Origin of the sequence: Belliella alkalica (assembly GCF_022549785.1) — a bacterium.
In the GTDB taxonomy this organism is placed as follows: Bacteria; Bacteroidota; Bacteroidia; order Cytophagales; family Cyclobacteriaceae; genus Belliella; species Belliella alkalica.
Genome location: NZ_JAKZGO010000010.1, coordinates 132163 through 146863, shown reverse-complemented (window position 1 = coordinate 146863; position 14701 = coordinate 132163). Strand labels below are relative to the sequence as shown.

The following is a 14701-nucleotide window of genomic DNA, read 5'->3' as shown; positions in this document are numbered from 1 at the left end:
CTCTTGTGATATAAATGAGACATTTTCTTTAAAATCATTTCTTTATTCAATCTCAATCTCTATTCAATTCACCTAACTCTTATTATTGTGTCTTTCCCTGCTATATTATTAATTTTGAATACTTTGTACGGAGTATTCATAAAGTCAGTCAGTCTTTTTGAATCTGAAAGTAGACCACTGTCATAGCCTAAGGCGTGTGGACCTGCAATTTGTTTAAAGTTACCTATTGAGTCAATCACAATATGGTAAGGGATTCCAGAAAACTGATAATTAGAATGAGTTTTTGCAATATTTTGGCTTATTAGTTGATGTCCCTCTTGTTCATTACTTAACAAATAGTTTTTCCATTTTTCAAGATCCGTATCAATCGAAACATCTATAAATACTATGTCAGCATAATCCTTTAACTGCTGTTTCAAATTTTCTAGATGAGGTTTTTGTTGCATACAAGGGCCACACCAAGTTGCCCAAAATGACACATAAATGGTTTTACCCTTAAAGTCTCCAAACCTTACTTCATTGTCATCATAATCTTTAAAGAATTCTTTTGGTAAAGTTCTTGAAGGTTTTGTCGTAAAATCCCACAAGACAGTTGCATTATATAAATTAATCCCCGTCATGTCAGTCCCATAACCTTTATTTTTTATAATAAATGGTTGAGATAGCAAATAGCCAACAAATATTACCAAAATGAGAGTCAGAGAGGATATTCTAATATTTTTACTCAACTCTTTTCTTGTTGACAGTATACTGAGTACAGATACAAAGCCAATTAAAAAGAAAAATGGGAAATGAAGCATGTCAAGAAGAATGAAAAACAACAATGAAATAAGCAGGAAAAGTGTAAAAATAATTTTGGTTCTTTTGTTGATAAGTCCAGCAAAATAAAAACCAATGGCACAAATCAATATTGGCAACCATTTCATTACTTGAATATTTTGCACTTCAACAACTTCTGTAAACAAAAGAATGAGCAAAACTGCTGAAGTAATAATCACTAAAATCCCAAGAAAAAGCCTTAGAACGGTTTTTACTATATTTTTTTTCAGCATGACTTATATACATTTCTAAACGATTCCCTTACACTTCTATCGAGGCAGATTTCTAAAAATAGTAATTTTAGTTGAATTTACTAGGTTCACTAAATGATTGAAAGCTTGCTTAATAACTAACTTAGCTATATTTATTCATAAAAATAAACATGTAATAATACATCCTGGTCCCTTTCATTGAGATTTACTTGATTAAATCATTTCAATGAATTGTTTTGCTGTCATTGTCGGTAACTTTGAATTTTTAAAATCCTTTAGATTTCTTGTAATGATCATATCTTGCCGATATTCAAGTGCTGTGAAATATTGGAGTCCATCTTCAAAATCAGAAAATTTCTCATCCTCCAAAGCTAATCCTATAATCCCATCATTTAATGGCAATATATTTAAAATCAATCTAAGGTTCCTTAATACTGATTTTGCTTTTTTCGAATTCATTTGCTTCAATAAGGCATAACTCGTATTTGCAATAGTCAAGGATGACACTGATAATTTGACTTTATTTGTATCAGCAACAGAAAATAATTGAGCTGCATCTTCAAAAAAAGGTTCTCTGCGTGCTAATAGATCAATTATTATATTCGTGTCAATGAATAAGTTTTTCATTTATACTTTTCTTCTAAAAAATCCCCATACGCTTTTTTATAATCATAGTCAGCAGGCAAATCAATTACACCTATCAAACTCTTAACAAAAGGAGTAATTGCAATCTTTCCCACTTCCTCTTTCTCCTTTGTAATACTATCTAAATAAGATTCAATAATTTTAGAAAGACTAATATTATGACTATTCGCATATTCTTTAGCTCTCTTGATCACATCTTCATTAAGTCTCAATGTTAACTTAGTATCCATTACAACTTATTTTTTATACGTACAATTATAATATTTCTATACGTCTTTTACAAGTACTGGGTTTTGGAAGTGTTAAATGTTCAGCAGGGTTCCAAAGAACTATTCATTTTTGACTCCTTATCAATTACCTTTTTTAAAAGACTTGTTTTTAAAAGTGTAACAAACACCAAATGAAGCATAATGGAATAAGCTAAAATTATAGACCTCATCATTGTCTGCTCCTCCTTCAAGAATTCTATATCCCAGACGAACTGACAACTCGTCCGAAACTTTGTATGTCCCAGCAAGCAACACATCTTCTGCTCTTCCTTGTGGTGCTGCCAATGCATCCCCCACGAACAAAACTCCGATTTTGTCATTTATTTGCCAGTTGAGCCTGAAGTTTATGATGGGCACAAAGCCTACATTTGTTTTTGAAGCAGATAATGTCTCACTTCTCAGGGCAATTTCGGCATCTCTGATTTTTGCAGTAAAACCAGCTCCGAATTCAAATTTTGGCCTTTTTACAAAATCATATCTATAAGTCACTCTATAAGAATTAAATACATAGCTCGCATCCAACAAAGTATTGGAACCAAAAGTAACTCCTTCAAAATCAATCGGTCTATTTATAGCCCCGCTAGATCCTACACTGAGAGGAGCATAAAGTAGAGATATTGCATGCCTTGATTTAATAGTATAACCTGCCCTTAAGCGAAGAAAAGCGCTTGGTGTGGGACTCAAATCATTTTTCAAAGAAAACTTGGTACCTCCATCTCCCGGAATTCGGACATTATTGTATCCTGTAAAAACTCCTCCAGACTCAAAGTCAACAAATGCCTGTGCTGTGACTTTTGATGAAGTGATAAAAAATACAGTAGAAATCAATGCTGCCGACAAAAGATATTTAAATTTCATAGTTTAGTTCATTGTTTGGATTAAACCAAATATTTTTTGGCTATAGTAAAATATAAAGAAATAAAGATATTCTATTTACATACAGATACTTTCACATCAAAGTTTCCAGAATCACAGAAAAAATCTAACCAATAAAAAAATCATTTTGAGAACAGCATTTAAAATCAGCCATTTACCTCTTTTCATGTGTATATAATTTGTTTTTCAGAGGTCACATGGAATCTCGCATGGTTGATAATCATCCCAGTGTGTAAAGTTCTTCGTCATGCTTGATTTCATATGAGGTTATTTTTATTTATTCTAGACTAAATTTATTAAACAATAGAAATTACGAAGCAATATAAGCTATCATAGAAGAGAAGAAGCATATGTATTCGCCTATTTTGGATCGATTTCTAGTAACATTCTAATTAAAATGGGTGTAAACCTCTGAACTCTTGAGAGAAATAAGAATCAATGATATTCAACTTGGAGGGATCGGCCGGACTGCCTGATGGAAGAGCGTTTCTCAAAAACATTCTCTCCAAACCTACTCAAGACTTCTTGAAGATAAAGAATTTTGATTTTTCTCAGAATCTCCCTCCTACTTATAAGGATGCTATTCTCAAGATGAAATTTGATGTAGGTTTCTTGTTATCTCCATTTGTTGATATGTTCTACTTTGTCTTCAAATTGTGCTGCTAATGACTTTACTCTTGACTTCAAAAGTATTTTTCTGCCATCAAGTGTTCTTGTATAAATCAAGTCGCAAGAACCAACAAGTCTTTCCCATTGATCTTTGAAATATTCAGCCAAGTTTTTATTTCGTCCAAGTATTTCAGGAACAGAATGATAGTCTTTTTGCTTTACGAATAGCATAAACCTATTCTTTCTGATAATCACATATCTTGGATTGTCAATTGGAGCAATTACTTCTTGAAGTGAATTTATAAAATTCGATTTATCGAAAGTCGTTCCTCCTTCTAAATGACAGAACACTGCTCCCCAATTATCAACGGAAGTTTCCACCTTTAACTTTGAATAATCTGATTGAATTGTTCCTGCCCTAATCAAGGAGTTTAAAAGTGCATCCCCAATTTGCTGAATATCCTTTGCAATGTCACGGTATTTGAAATACAACCTTAAGGTCATAAATGTCCGCCTACCAAAAATAGCCATTCCGATAGCTCCGAAAATTGCCAGGAAAACATATATGTCTTGAGTAGTCTTAATATGCCTTGCTGCTCTACCAAGTCCTTGTAAACTTTCTAAACCAAAACCAACTAAACCTGAACCTAAAGTCGCTAAAAGGTTACGAATTGTTTTTTTCAAATACATTGACTTAACAGCTTTGTATTCTTTTTCTTCAGGAAATGGGATTTTGATTTCTTCAACAAGTGTAACGCCTGTTTCAAGTGCCGTTTTCCATCTTTGTTTTAGACTTTCTCTGTCTCCTGCGTAGGAGAACATTTCAACATTCTTTTTTTCCGCTTCTTCTTTATGATGAATGTTTTCTGATAGATCTAAACGCCCAATTCCATTTTCAATGCCAGGTTCTTCTCTGAATGAAACACCAACAAAACTCCTAAAACGTCTTTTTAGTAAATCGAAATCATCTCCGCCTGTGGGTGAAGTGGGGTCAATACAGACTAAATGCCAAATATTTCCTGTCTTGTCTCCATTTCCGTTTTGTGTTCTAATGGCTCTACCACGCATTTGATTGGAAAGCACAAATGAACCTACAAAACTTGCCAAGATTAAGGAGTTGATAGCAGGTGCGTCCCAACCTTCACCAAGCAAAGACTTTGTTCCGATCAAAACTTCAATTTCTCCACTTTGAAAGATTTGAGTTACGATGTGAACAATGTCGTGTTTGAGTTGCTCAGTTTGGCTGATTAAAATGTAATTGCTGTCAAAAGGAACAGGATTAGAATTGATTTGAGTAATTCCATATTTTGCTGATTTAGCTTCAAATACTGGATAGGCACTAACAGGAATGATTATCATTGAACCTGTCAAAACAGCAATTTTCTTATTCTCCTTATTTTCTCGTCTTAATTTTTCAAAGATTGGAATTACACCGATTTTATTTAGTTCAAGATTGTTATCAGGAGAGTTGATATAAAACTCTTTGCGGATGAAGTCGGAAAGAATTACTAAACGCAAATTGTTTCCTAAATTCTTGTATTCAAAATCGACAATTTCTTTGATTCCGTTTAGTTTGCTGATGCTTGAAGTCAAAAATCCTGTAACTCTTTTGTTATGCAAAAAATTGATTTGACGTCTTTCAATTGCTCCGTATCTTCTTAGCCGGTTTTCAAGGGTTTTTTGATGTTCTTCAAACGTCTTAAAATGCTCCTTTTCTTTGTAGAGATAAAAATCTAAAAGCGTTTCAATCCATTCGTAATCGAGCTTGGGAATTTCAAATTTTTTATCTCCAATTACTTCAAGATGTGTTTCGGGAATTTCTTTGTCGTTGGCTTTTAGAAAAATCAAACAAGCTGAATAATTGGAGAGGTTATTATAAATCCAATCTAACTGCTCTGTCGGGTTTTGCCAAATGGGATGTTGTTCGATTGCTTGAATGATTGTTTCATCACTTTTTATTTCCTTAAAAAGCTTTTCAATATTTTTTCTGAAATCAACAATACTTTGATTTTCTTTCTCAGTTGGGAGTGTGAAATAAACATAATCTTGGTGAGGGCATAAATCACCTTCAATTACTAATTCAGGAACTGAAATTTCTGTATCAACAGGTCCGTTTAAGTTAATGTATCGTTGCCATTCTGTTGCTGTAACGTCATATGGTGGCGTAGCAGTCAAGCCAACAATTATCGGATCTAATTTTTCTTTAACCTTAGTCAATGTTTGCCACCATTCATTCTTTAAATGGTGTGCTTCATCCACAACAATTGTCTTGATATTTTGAGTTTTTAGTCCGCCTACAATGTTGTCAAGATTTGGATTTGTTGATTTTCCGTTTCCCTTTGTCTCTTCGGTTTCTTCTTCGTTGTCAATTTCTTCTTCTTCAACTCTCCAATTGTTACAAGCTGCGTGGAGCCCTTGATACGTTACTACAGTCATAAATTTGGGATTGCGAATGTCTCTCGAAATCCAATCAGGTGTCGAGTTGGTTTGAAGAAAAAGTTCACAAAACCGCTGTATCCATTGATTACGAATTGCAATTGTTGGAGCAAGAATTAAAGTAGGTTTATTAAGTCGAATAGCTACTTCAAGACCTAAAACTGTCTTACCCGAACCTGGGGGAGCAATGACGTGTAAATGTCCGTCAGTTAAGTGGTCTTGTAAGTCGTCAAGCACGCGTTGTTGGTATTTTCTCCAACCGTATTTGAATTTTATGTCTTTAGGATATTCTGTCAAGGTATCAGTCTCTTTTTAAACTTTTAACTAAGGGATTCACTTTGGAGAAGACGGGATTTTTCAGCACTAAACTTTATTAAATGCACCAAGCTTGAATTTGGAACATCGTACACCGCCACGGACACGAAAGCCCTCGCATTTTCAAAACGGCTGGTGGTGGCTAGTGCTTTTAGTGTTTTGATTAGCCAAGTTTTTCATTTTGCTTTTTCTTATACTTTACTTCAACATTCGGATTTAATCTCTTAATGTCATTGATAAATTCAGACTTATATTTTGGTGAAATTATTACTGAGTCAAATTTTCCGTAATTAATTTCAAGTCGGTCAATCGAAGTTGCAGGCGAACTAGTTGGATTGTTTGTTTCGGCAATCTTTTTTATGGTCTTTATCTCGATAGTTTTGTTAAACAAAAAACCGCATTTTATTATCAGCTCCTCGCCGTCAATCGTGTAGTATGTTGTCATAAACATATGAACGACAAATAGGATTACAGCCAAAAGAATGGCAATTCCAACCCAGCTTGGTTTTTGAATTATAGCTAAAACTAAAATTGACCCTAATATAAGAATAAGAGGAATGATTAATTCAAGTCCGATTTTTGATTTATATATTTTCTTCATTTAAAAACTATCTTTTTTAGCCATGGGTCGTTCTATTCTTGCCACTAATCGGGCTTCAGCCTAGAAATGGCGGTAATAAAATCCGACTCACTTTCCTCTAAAACCCAGGTATATTAAAGGTAATCACTTTCAAATTAGCATTTCACTACTGCTTGCTTTTTGGCATTTAGGGATCTGCTTCACTTTATTTTCTTGAAATTAAATTCTCCTTGTTTGTTTTGGTAAACCAAAAAAAGGGAATTCTCTAAACTTACAAACCATTTACCTGATTCCACTGAAAGCTTTTTAGATTTTAATTTATTACTTGTTAGTTGCCTAGTGAACCTTTCATCATTGTGCCAAATACCCTTTACAATTCTTTCTTTAAAGAATTTTTGTTTGATTTTGAAAATATTTAGTTTGTTAGGATCTTCCAATAAGTAAATTCTATTTCTATGTTCTGCTATATCAATCCAACGTATATCACTATAATCTCTATTTGGTCTTTTTCTTATAAACCATAGCCATTTTTTATTTGAGCTAATTGTGAATCCATTAAATAATCCTTTGGGTCGGGTTTCGGGTTCTAGAAAGATGTTTTTTTGAGTTTTTTCAATATATCCAGTGTAATCTGGTAAATTATTTTTATCTAAAACTGTTACATGAGAGGCTCCACCGGTATATCCACTAAAAGTTGAAGAAAGAATGATAAAGTATTCTTCTTTTAGAAGTATTCGATGAAGTTGTTCGTATGTCCCATTTGGGGGAACTTCATAAGATTTTATAAGATTTATACTTAGTGGATCTTTTAGGCTGTAAAAAAGTAAATATTTCGGCATAATCAAGTTATCTAAAGCTATCAAAGTATCTGAATAAACTAAAAAGTCGTCAACTGATTTCCCAAGAGACATTATTTCTGTAGGTATATCAATTTGACTCCACTTTTTTTCAGTCATATTGTAGCTATATATTTTTTCCTTTCCGAAATCACCACCTACAAATATATTACTTCCATTAATTTTGATTGAAATTGGTTCTATCCCTTCTGGAAAGGCTATTGTTTCAATGATATTGTTAAAATTGTCTTTTGAAATATTCGTAATTAAAAGTCTATTTTGTGCTGTATCTAGGATGGCAATGTTTCCAATTTCATTTATGTCAAACAATTTTGTGATTGGAAAATTGATTTTACCCTTATTCACAGTTTTTTTTCCTTGAATTTCAATTACAAAGTTTTCATTATTTACAGGCAAAACAGTTCTTTGTCCATATGTCGAACTTATTGAAATAGCCAAACTCAGTGTAATAATGATTTTAAATGCTTGATTAATTGTCATTGGGTTTCTACGGGATTGTTTGTGACGGTCGGCTACTAAGAAACGTTGGGCATTTGGGACCGATAACCTTTCAGCCACCACTAAAGTTAGCTCGGGAGACAAATCTTTCGGGTACCACTGACCGCCTCATGTTTTCTTAGTGCTGTTATGTTAAGTTTTTCTTTTTTTACTTTTTAATACTCTTCAAAATGATAGCAGTTGGAATTGAAAGCCCTATTATCAATGAAATCAACTTAGTTAAACCATACAGCACAGTCAATTTAAACCCCATAGTTGTATTACTAGCATCTACTTTTTTTATATACTCTTTAACATCAGGTGTATAATGAAGATAAAAAAACAATGACAAAAAACATAGACCAAGTACCAAAATGAAAACTTTTGCAATTACATTTAAATATTTCCCCATGTTTCCATTTTTTCTTGAACAGATAATTTTCGCTTCTCCTCAAATATCTTTATTCATAAAGTAATTTTATTTTTTTTCATTTTATTGTTCCATTAGTAATCATTATTACGAACAGCCCCAAACCAAATATTAGTGTGTATAAAATCTTTTTCTTATGTGATTTAATTAACTGAATCGTTAGAATTACTAATATTACAGTAACCCCTAATCCTTCTATCAAAATTACTTTCGAGTTTATTGCAGGATTTTCGTAGTACTAAGGATTTTCATTTATTGGTCCCTAGAGATAGCCTCCAGTTTGTTTTATACCTGCACAATCCACCATTCACTAAGTGACAAAAAAGCCAGTAGTCCGAAGAACAGTGTTGCCAAAGTCGTTCCTGTCCAAAATCACACTTCCTCCGGTGTCTTCGTCTTCTAATCCACTCTAACTTATAAATCTATCTCGAAAAACCATCTTCCTCCTACCACTAACAAGAAATAAGCATGGCTCTATTATACCCTAAAGTTAACTCCCTACTGTTTCTACATCTTCCATTTTATACTTTGGAGTCCCTCCTTTTTGCGTAGCGACATAAGCACCTAGTTTGCTGGCAAAGTCTAAAGTCTCTTTTAAGTTTCTCCCTTCTAAGTACATTTTCACAAATCCACTCAAAAAAGCATCGCCTGCACCCACTGTGTCTTCAACTTTGACTTTGTAGCCTGAGTGGCTGATAATTTTGCCATCTTTATACACCATCGCTCCTTTGCTGCCATGGGTGATACAAATCGCCTCAATAGGATATTCCTCCACCAAGTAATCACAAAGGTCTTTTGCCAAGCCATCTCCCTTTCTCTTCAATTCAAAAAAGTCAGCCAAGATTTCAAGTTCGTCTTCATTGATCTTCAAGATATCAGTATAGCCTAGCAAGCTGTCTATCTTATAAAAATCTATGTATGGCGCACGCAAGTTGATATCAAATATAGTCAATAGCGGTTGATGTACTAAGTGATAAAGTGTCTTCCACGAGGTTTCATTTCTCACTCCCAAACTCCCAAATATCAAAGCATCTGCCTTTGCGACAGTTTCTTGATTGGCACTTGTCAATTCTATAAAATCCCAAGCAGAAGGCTCCACAATTTCATATTTGATATTTTCTTTGTCTGTATCATCCACCAGAACTTTTCCTGTAGGATGTTCCGAATCTTCTTGAACCAGCCGCAAGGGCAAACTATATGTTGCCAAGAAGTCCTTGAGTTTTTCTCCATACGCATCATTTCCCAATCTGGAAATCATCTCTACATCAACGCCCAATTGCTTTAAATTAAGCGCTACATTCATCGGTGCTCCACCTGCCACTTCTCCGTCGGGAAAACAATCCCAGAGCATTTCCCCAAAACAAATAACTTTTTTACTCATGACTCTTCTGTAAATCTTTTTGAATTTCTTCTAATGATCGGCCTTTTGTCTCAGGCATTCTGATCGCTACCCAGATCAATTGGAAAACCATCATCAATGCAAAAAAAGCGAAAATATTTCCCGCACCATAACGATTGGCTACCAATGGGAAAATATTTGCAATGACTGCTGCCAAAATCCAATGGGTAAATGAACCCATAGATTGTCCATATGCACGCAATTCATTTGGGAAGATTTCCGAAATAAATACCCATATCACCGATCCCTGACCTATCGCATGTGAAGCAATAAAGGCAAATACAAAATATGGTAACAAACTACTATCAATAGCTCCACCAAAATAACTGTAGGCCATTAATGAAAGTGAAATTATATAACCGACTGAACCAATATACATCAGCATTTTCCTACCCAGTTTATCAATCAAATATAGCCCAAGCATAGTGGCAACAAGATTGATCGCCCCAATTCCAATTGTGGATATCAAGGCAGTCTCAGTGGATATTCCTGCTGATTCAAAAACCCTGGGAGCAAAATAAATAATAGCATTAATCCCTGAAACCTGATTAAAAAACGCCATCAATATCGCCATAAAGCTGATTTTCTTGAATTTGGAATTGAAAAGCATACTTACTGTGGCTTTTCCTTTGATCTCTTTGCTTTCTTGGATTGCCAAGGCAATGGCTTCATCTACGCCATCAGGATCTGTTTTTGTCAAAATCACTCTTGCTTCTTCAAAAGCATTCTTCTTTGCTATCAGCCACCTTGGGCTCTTGGGAACTTTCAAGATCAAGATAGAGTAAATTAAAGCCGGAATAGCCTCTACTCCCATCATCCATCTCCAAGCTTCATTCAGGTTGGCTGTCCCGATTAGATAATTGGAAAAATAAGCCATGAGAATTCCAAAAACGATATTGAATTGATACAAAGCGACCAATTGACCACGGCGAGCAGCTGGCGCGATCTCTGAGATATACATAGGCGCTACCACTGAAGAAGCTCCTACTCCCAAGCCTCCCAAAAATCTGAAAAACATGAAAGTGTTGACATCGGGAGCCAAAGCTGAACCAAGGGCAGAAACTAAATAGAACAAGCCTATCCATAGCAGAGAGGTCTTTCTCCCATATTTATCAGCAGGAATCCCTCCAAAAAGCGCTCCCAACACTGTTCCATACAGCGCTATTGCGACTGCAAGTCCATGCTTCAGGTCACTCAATTGCCAAAGATTTTGGATATCTCGCTCTGCCCCTGAGATCACGGCAGTATCAAAACCAAATAGAAAACCACCAAGCGCAGCCGTGATGGATAAAAAAAGAACGTAATTTTTACTTTGCATAGGTTGAGGGTTGTTAATTGGGGGTTAGTAGATTAGGGATTGGTTGAATAGTAGATTAGTAAATTAGGGATTAGTGGTTAGCTGTTAAAATAGTTGGAGGGTTTTAAGGTTGGAAAGTTTTAAAGTTATGGAATATTTGGTTGATTTGTTGTTTTTGAATAGCTGGTGCTTTTTTTATTGTTTTTCTCTTATTTCCGGAAGCCATTCAATTGACCTTTCAGGGCAAAAACAATCAAGTCTTTTACTTTTAGTATAGCGTTATTACCCTATGCTTATGTCAGAAACCTTTTCAGGGCATATTCTCATTAAGCCTCACGTCTTTGTAAAGTCCTGATTTTATTTGACACTTTTTTATTGATTAGGAGTTCAACCCACTTCGGGGTTGTTGTCATCGTCCCCAACTTTGATCCCCGGGTTGCAACCCGGGGCTAATCAAGGTTTAACCCCTTTCGGGGTTTTAGGACATGACATTTGTGTCTCATATCTCTGTCGCATCCTGAAATTACTTGACACTTTTTTTCTATTGATTAAAGAAGTTCAACCCACTTCGGGGTTGTTGTCTCCTGTATAATCATTGATCCCCGGGTTGCGACCAGGGGCTATTTAAAGTTTAACCCCATTCGGGGTTAATGCATTCTTATCTCACACCCCACATCTCTCTTCTAACTTACCAAATAGATTTCAAAACATGAATTTTCTTTACTTCGCCGAAGCCTTTTGTCTTCAATTGTGTATAAGGATTTTCGGGGAAAATGATTTCTGTTAAAACCAGTTCACCTTCATTGAAGAAAAACTCAATGGATGATTTATCAACAAATACTTGAAGATTTTTCAATTCTAATCCCAAATCAGGAGCTGTGTGCATTTTTTTGAAAGATTCATTGAAATCTGTCAATCCAGATTCACTTCTATCAAAGTAAAGGCTGTTTCCTTGTTTCTTTAAGGTGACCTTTTCCCCAAATTCATTGGAGAATTCCAAATCAAAATCTTCGGACACGATATTCAACTCGATTTCCAACAAATCAGAAACCAAGTCAATGGTATCTTCATTACTCTCTTTCTTTTGGACTCTAAGTCCTTGGGTTTCTTGAATAGGTCTCGAAGCTAAATAGTGCTTTTGATTGGATTGAAAAAGCTCAAGAGATCTAGGCAATGTCATGGCTGAACGCCAAACTTCAGTAGGGACAATATTTGCATAATCCCAATTGCTCATCCATCCTATAAATAGCCTTCTTCCATCCTCTTTTGGCACATTTGACCAAGTTACACCAGCGTAATTGTCAGCTCCATAATCGATCCATTTCACCTCTTGCTCTTCTGCATGAAATGACTTTCCATCAAAATCCCCCACAAAATATTGTGTTGCAGATCCTCCATTCGGTCCACCCGGGTTGATGCTTACCAATAAAACCCATTTCTCTTCACCTGACTCATTTTTCAGTTTAAATAAATCCGGACATTCCCAAACACCTCCATAAGCTCCCCAACTAGGCTGAAAATCACTTTCATACGACCAATCAAGTAAATCCGGTGAACTATAGAAAGAGATTTTATCTTTGACAGCAAGACTCATGATCCACTTGCCCTTACCATCTTTATCCTCATACCAATCTACTTTTGGATCCCTAAAATCCTTGATTCCGGGATTTTTCAAAACAGGATTCTCGGCATATTTCTCCCATGTCCTTCCTTTATCAATACTAAACGCTATCCCTTGAGTTTGAAAATCAACTTCTCCAGACTTCTCAGCTTCTGCGTCGTGATAAGTATAAATAGCTACAAGAGGAGGGTTTTCTTTAGTACCAAGTCCTGATGTATTGTTGATATCAGCCACAGCGGAACCTGAAAATATAGTCCCATGTTCATCGGGGAAGATTGCTATTGGCTGGTGATCCCAATGGATCAAATCAGTCGAGATTGCATGCCCCCAATGCATTGGCCCCCAAGTATTCCCTTCTGGATGGTATTGGTAAAAAAGATGATATTCACCTTCGTAATAAACCATCCCATTGGGATCATTCATCCAATTTGCTTCTGGCGTGAAGTGAAACTGAGATCTAAATGGCTCTCCATACTTTTTAACTTCAATTATATTTGCTTCTTTTTGGGAACAAGCAAACAACATGATTCCTGTCAAAATAAAAGTCAATACGCTGATTCCTTTGGTCATTTGTTCTTTAGGGTTAATGTAAAAGCTTAAATTACATCAAAAATCCATATTTTTTGTAATTCCAGTAAGTGTTCTTTCACACAATTGAAGAATTCCCTACATTGTGGAAGGGTTGGATTGCCCTTTCAGAATAATGAATTGATAATCTGAAATTTATTTTTACATCAAAAAAACAAGTCTCAAATCATGCCTTACCTTTCTAAAATCGCCTCGCCTACACTGCTTATTGACGAAAAAATCTGTAGGGAAAATCTGAAGAGAATGTCAGAAAAGGCGAAGAAACACAGAATGAAACTGATCCCACATTTCAAAACTGGACAATCCAAAGAAATCGGGAAATGGGCTAGAGATTATGGTGTTCGGGAAATTACAGTTTCTTCGGTCAAAATGGCAAATTACTTTTCAAGTGACAGTTGGGATAATATCCATATCGCATTTCCTTTCAATCCTTTGGAGGCAAATGCGCTTGATCAATTGGCAAGCAACACCAGAATTTCCGTGCAATTGGTAAATGCAGAAGTAACTGAAATTCTTTGCAATACACTCAAAAATAAAGTTGGATTTTTTATAGAAATCGATGCAGGTTATGGACGAACAGGTGTGGAAGTGAGTGATTTTGGAACAATAGAAGCAATTCTCAGAAAGGCAAAGGAAAGCAGCAAATTGGTTTTCAAAGGATTCTATATTCATGCAGGACATACTTACTATGAAAAAGATATTTCAAAAATATACGAAGAAACGCGGTTGGCATTGAACATGCTCAAAAACAAATACAGGACCGAATATCCGGATTTAGTAACCCGTCTAGGTGATACGCCTGGATGCTCGACAATGGATGATTTTGGAGATATTGATGAAATGGGGCCAGGCAATTTTGTTTTTTACGACTTGACACAAGAACATATCGGAAGCTGTCAAAAAAAGGATATCGCAGTGGCATTGGCAGCACCGGTAGTGGATATCAAAAAGGACAAAAGAACAATTCTGGTTCATGCTGGAGGTGTGCACTTGGCCAAGGATGTTCTGATAGAATCTGACGGAAGCAAGAATTTTGGTGAAGTTGTAATTCTAACAGAAAATGGCTGGAACATTCCCGAATCTAGATCCTTTGTCAAAAGCATTTCCCAGGAACATGGCATCATCCAAGCTTCTGATGAACTACTAGAAAAAACAAAGGTAGGAGACCTTTTGGGAATCCTACCTGTGCATAGCTGCATGACAGCCGATTGTATGAGATCCTATCTCAGTCTTGCGGGTCAATGGATTGACCATGCAGAGGGGCATTGATT

Annotated in this window: 11 protein-coding genes; 1 reads left to right on the top strand and 10 read right to left on the bottom strand. The window is 35.5% G+C overall.

Translation table 11 applies throughout. The annotated features are described in order from the left end of the window. Positions 1–68 precede the first annotated feature (68 nt). The 10 genes from MM213_RS13475 to MM213_RS13430 all read right to left on the bottom strand — a co-directional run bounded on the left by MM213_RS13475 (position 69) and on the right by MM213_RS13430 (position 13412). Complete coding sequence (locus MM213_RS13475; RefSeq protein ID WP_241412990.1) at positions 69–1052, bottom strand: TlpA family protein disulfide reductase; 984 nt, start codon at positions 1050–1052, stop codon at positions 69–71. 192 nt (positions 1053–1244) lie between these two features. Continuing rightward, positions 1245–1658, bottom strand: a complete 414-nt coding sequence (locus MM213_RS13470) for a type II toxin-antitoxin system VapC family toxin (RefSeq protein ID WP_241412988.1) — start codon at positions 1656–1658, stop codon at positions 1245–1247. Beyond that, a complete protein-coding gene (locus tag MM213_RS13465; RefSeq protein WP_241412986.1) occupies positions 1655–1906 on the bottom strand; it encodes a DUF6364 family protein in 252 nt (83 codons plus the stop codon). The genes MM213_RS13470 and MM213_RS13465 overlap by 4 nt, the downstream gene beginning before the upstream one ends. Positions 1907–2026: 120 nt before the next feature. Then, the gene (locus MM213_RS13460) at positions 2027–2803 is read right to left on the bottom strand and encodes a hypothetical protein (protein WP_241412984.1); all 777 of its coding nucleotides are present in this window, start codon (positions 2801–2803) and stop codon (positions 2027–2029) included. A gap of 633 nt (positions 2804–3436) precedes the next feature. After that, a complete protein-coding gene (locus tag MM213_RS13455) occupies positions 3437–6163 on the bottom strand; it encodes a DEAD/DEAH box helicase family protein (RefSeq protein WP_241412982.1) in 2727 nt (908 codons plus the stop codon). Positions 6164–6344: 181 nt separating this feature from the next. Continuing rightward, positions 6345–6782: a PH domain-containing protein gene (locus MM213_RS13450; protein ID WP_241412981.1), complete on the bottom strand. Its 438-nt coding sequence runs from the start codon at positions 6780–6782 to the stop codon at positions 6345–6347. 179 nt (positions 6783–6961) lie between these two features. Then, positions 6962–8176, bottom strand: a complete 1215-nt coding sequence (locus MM213_RS13445) for a hypothetical protein (RefSeq protein ID WP_241412980.1) — start codon at positions 8174–8176, stop codon at positions 6962–6964. Positions 8177–9015: 839 nt separating this feature from the next. Next, on the bottom strand, positions 9016–9906 hold the full coding sequence (locus tag MM213_RS13440) for a carbohydrate kinase family protein (protein ID WP_241412979.1): 891 nt from the start codon (positions 9904–9906) through the stop codon (positions 9016–9018). Then, positions 9899–11242: a sugar porter family MFS transporter gene (locus MM213_RS13435; protein WP_241412978.1), complete on the bottom strand. Its 1344-nt coding sequence runs from the start codon at positions 11240–11242 to the stop codon at positions 9899–9901. The genes MM213_RS13440 and MM213_RS13435 overlap by 8 nt, the downstream gene beginning before the upstream one ends. Before the next feature lie 667 nt (positions 11243–11909). Then, positions 11910–13412, bottom strand: a complete 1503-nt coding sequence (locus MM213_RS13430) for a glycoside hydrolase family 32 protein (protein WP_241412974.1) — start codon at positions 13410–13412, stop codon at positions 11910–11912. Between the two features lie 186 nt (positions 13413–13598). On the opposite strand from MM213_RS13430, the gene MM213_RS13425 reads away from it, so the two are divergent. After that, entirely contained in the window at positions 13599–14699 is a 1101-nt protein-coding gene (locus tag MM213_RS13425; protein ID WP_241412972.1) for an alanine racemase, read from the top strand. Positions 14700–14701 lie beyond the last annotated feature (2 nt).